The following is a 2,722-nucleotide window of genomic DNA, read 5'->3' on the forward strand; positions in this document are numbered from 1 at the left end:
GCGCGGCGCGATCCTGACACTGCCGGTAATGGGCAGCGAACGCCAGCTGGAATGGGATGAACTGCAGGATGCGCTCCAGGCCGCCAAGACCGATGGCGCCGATATCCTCGTGCGGCCGGAGGATGTGATCATCGGCGGCGAGGGGGCTCCGGCAATCGTCGAATCCGTGCTGTTCGAGGGCGAGCGCTACGCCGTGAAACTGATCCTCGGCAATGGCCAGACGCTACGCGCATACAGCCGCGTGGTCGTCGTGCCGGGCGCGGCGGTGCGCGTCATCATCCGCACCGGCTGGCGGCTTTGATGGACTAGGATTTGAGTTTTGACGATTCCGAGTTGAAAGCCTTACGAACCTTCAAGAAGAAGCAGTCCTTCTTCAGTCCATCTGTCACCTTGAATATCCGATTTAACGAAGCCGTAGGAGGCAAGGACTTCGATCGCTAGCTCGCCGGCGTGCATCGCCTTGTGGTCTAGAAAACCATTGCCCCGGCTGAGGTATTGCTCGCACATCCACGCCAACGCTTCCAGGATCTCTTTCTCTTTGGCGGTCATGATTTTTGCGACTCCAAACATCTGGAAATTCATAAACAATATAGAAGACATTACATAACTGTTCTAACCGCTGCTATCCAGATGCTTGCGGGAGATTGTCAGCCCTTGAATTCACAGCTCGCTGCGTCCGGGCTGCAAGCGGGCGGTTATTCGCAACTTTCTTGGTCCTGCCACCTTTTCCTGTGGCGATTGCCGGATAAGGTACTGCCCGCAACCGGACTCCTGCCATGTCGCTTCGCCTCGCCACCTTCAACGTCGAAAATCTCCTGACCCGTTTCGATTTCACCGGCTTCCGAAACCAGCTGCGCCAGGACCGCGTCATCAAGCTTTTCCAGGTGTCGAGCGAGGGTGTCTATCAGCAGCTCGAGCAGGCGCGGGTGATTGCCGCGACCGACGACACTCGGCAGATGTCGGCCCTTGCGATCGCCGATGCTGACGCCGATATCCTGTGCCTGCAGGAAATCGACAATATGGCTGCCCTGCAGGCCTTCGAATATGGCTATCTCTTCCGCATGGTCGGCAACGGCTATCGCCAGAAATTCCTGGTCGAGGGCAATGACAGCCGCGGCATCGATGTTGCCGTCCTGATGCGCGAGGAGACGCGCGATGGCCAGAAGATCGAGCTCAAGGACATAAGAAGCCATGCTATGACGACCTATCGCGATCTCGATCTCTTCGACGAGGAACTGGCGCTCACCAACCGCATCGACGACAAGATCTTCAAGCGGGACTGCCTGGAGCTTGACCTTCTGATCGGCGGCCGGCCGTTTTCGCTCTATGTCGTGCATTTCAAGTCGATGGGCAATCCGCGCGACGGGCTGGACGGGCGGCAATCGACCATGCCGATCCGCCGTGCCGAGGCGCGCGCCGTGCGACGCATCATCGAGGATCGCTTCAGTGCGGAGCAAGCCGGCACGAAGAGCTTCGCCATCTGCGGAGACATGAACGATTATCAGGAGCGTGTCGATGTCATCGGCCGCCGGGGCACCGGCTATCGCTTCGAACATCAGAACGAGACCGAAAGCGCGCTCGACGTTTTCAGTAGCGACGGCTTTGCCGAAAATGTCGTGCGCCGCCGCGCGCCCCTCGACCGCTGGACGCTTTATCATGCGCGCGGGCCACAGGAGCAGTGGCTCTGCCAGCTCGACTATCTCTGGCTTTCGCCAGCACTTGCCGCCCATAATGCCGGCCGCCTGCCCGAAATCATCCGCAGCGGCCAGCCCTACCGCACCATCTTCCCGCCGGGGCAGGAAGTGGAGCGTTATCCGCGCACCGGCTGGGACAGGCCGAAGGCGTCCGATCATTGCCCTGTCGTCATGACACTGGATCTCCCATGAAAACGAATTTGAACATGAATTTTCCGAATACTGATTTTTCCGAAGATTTCGTCGGCTGGCCGCCGGAAGCCACCGTCTTCCCGATCGCCGGCGTCGATCTGCGCGTTCTGCCCGGTACTCATCCTTTCGTCATCGCCGAGGAAGCGGCGATCGGCGAGAATTGGAAGAGGGAAACCGCTGCCAACCCGGCGCTCTTCGACGGGCGCCTGGTGTTTCTGCAGCAGCTGTCGCTCACTGGAGAGGGAATTTTGGGCGAGGGCTACGTCACTCCCTTTTCCGCTTTCATGTGGTGGCGCCGCCAGCCGCAGCGCCAGGGCGGCCTGCACGTCTTCGCCTATCCGGTGCTCGAAAGCTCCGACGGCGCGCTGGTGGCGATCCGCATGGGCGCCCATACCGCCAATGCCGGCCAGGTCTATTTCGCCGCCGGCTCGCTGGAACCGGAAGATATCGTCGATGGACGCTGCGACATCGAAGCCAATATGCGCCGCGAGGTCCATGAGGAGACCGGCTTGGACTTGGCCCATTCGGTGGCGGGGCAGGGGCTCTTCGCCAGCCATTCCAACCGAACGGTGACACTCTTGCGGCTCTTCCGCTTCGATATGGCGGCAGACGAAATGGTCGAACGGATCGAGAGCCACATGCTCGTCGCCGAGGACCAGGAGATCGCGGGTGCCGTGGCCATCCGCTCGGCCGATCACTCGGCGCACCCCTATAACAGGGCCATGCTGCCGGTCATCGATTGGTATTTCGGTAGGGCTGGCGCATAAGAGCGCACATCGACCACTTCGCCCACCCGGCGCCATAGCGATCAGCCCTCTAGCCCCAGGCACACCAAT

Annotated in this window: 4 protein-coding genes; 3 read left to right on the top strand and 1 reads right to left on the bottom strand. The window is 60.5% G+C overall.

What is annotated here, in order from left to right:
• On the top strand, nucleotides 1-301 hold a 301-nt coding region (locus FY112_RS14845), incomplete at its 5' end, for a TOBE domain-containing protein (protein ID WP_151518706.1).
• Nucleotides 302-342: 41 nt separating this feature from the next.
• Here FY112_RS14845 and FY112_RS14850 read toward each other — a convergent pair.
• Nucleotides 343-549 carry a hypothetical protein gene (locus tag FY112_RS14850; RefSeq protein ID WP_026158758.1) on the bottom strand — a complete coding sequence of 69 codons (207 nt, stop codon included), beginning with the start codon at nucleotides 547-549 and terminating at the stop codon, nucleotides 343-345.
• A 227-nt stretch (nucleotides 550-776) separates the two neighbouring features.
• On the opposite strand from FY112_RS14850, the gene FY112_RS14855 reads away from it, so the two are divergent.
• Together FY112_RS14855 and FY112_RS14860 are read left to right on the top strand one after the other, a co-directional pair.
• Complete coding sequence (locus FY112_RS14855; protein ID WP_027668964.1) at nucleotides 777-1,886, top strand: endonuclease/exonuclease/phosphatase family protein; 1,110 nt, start codon at nucleotides 777-779, stop codon at nucleotides 1,884-1,886.
• Nucleotides 1,883-2,653 carry an NUDIX hydrolase gene (locus FY112_RS14860; protein WP_151518708.1) on the top strand — a complete coding sequence of 257 codons (771 nt, stop codon included), beginning with the start codon at nucleotides 1,883-1,885 and terminating at the stop codon, nucleotides 2,651-2,653. Before FY112_RS14855 ends, FY112_RS14860 begins: the two co-directional genes overlap by 4 nt.
• Nucleotides 2,654-2,722 lie beyond the last annotated feature (69 nt).

The sequence above is a fragment of the Rhizobium sp. PEPV16 genome (assembly GCF_008919455.1).
Classification (GTDB): domain Bacteria; phylum Pseudomonadota; class Alphaproteobacteria; order Rhizobiales; family Rhizobiaceae; genus Rhizobium; species Rhizobium leguminosarum_Q.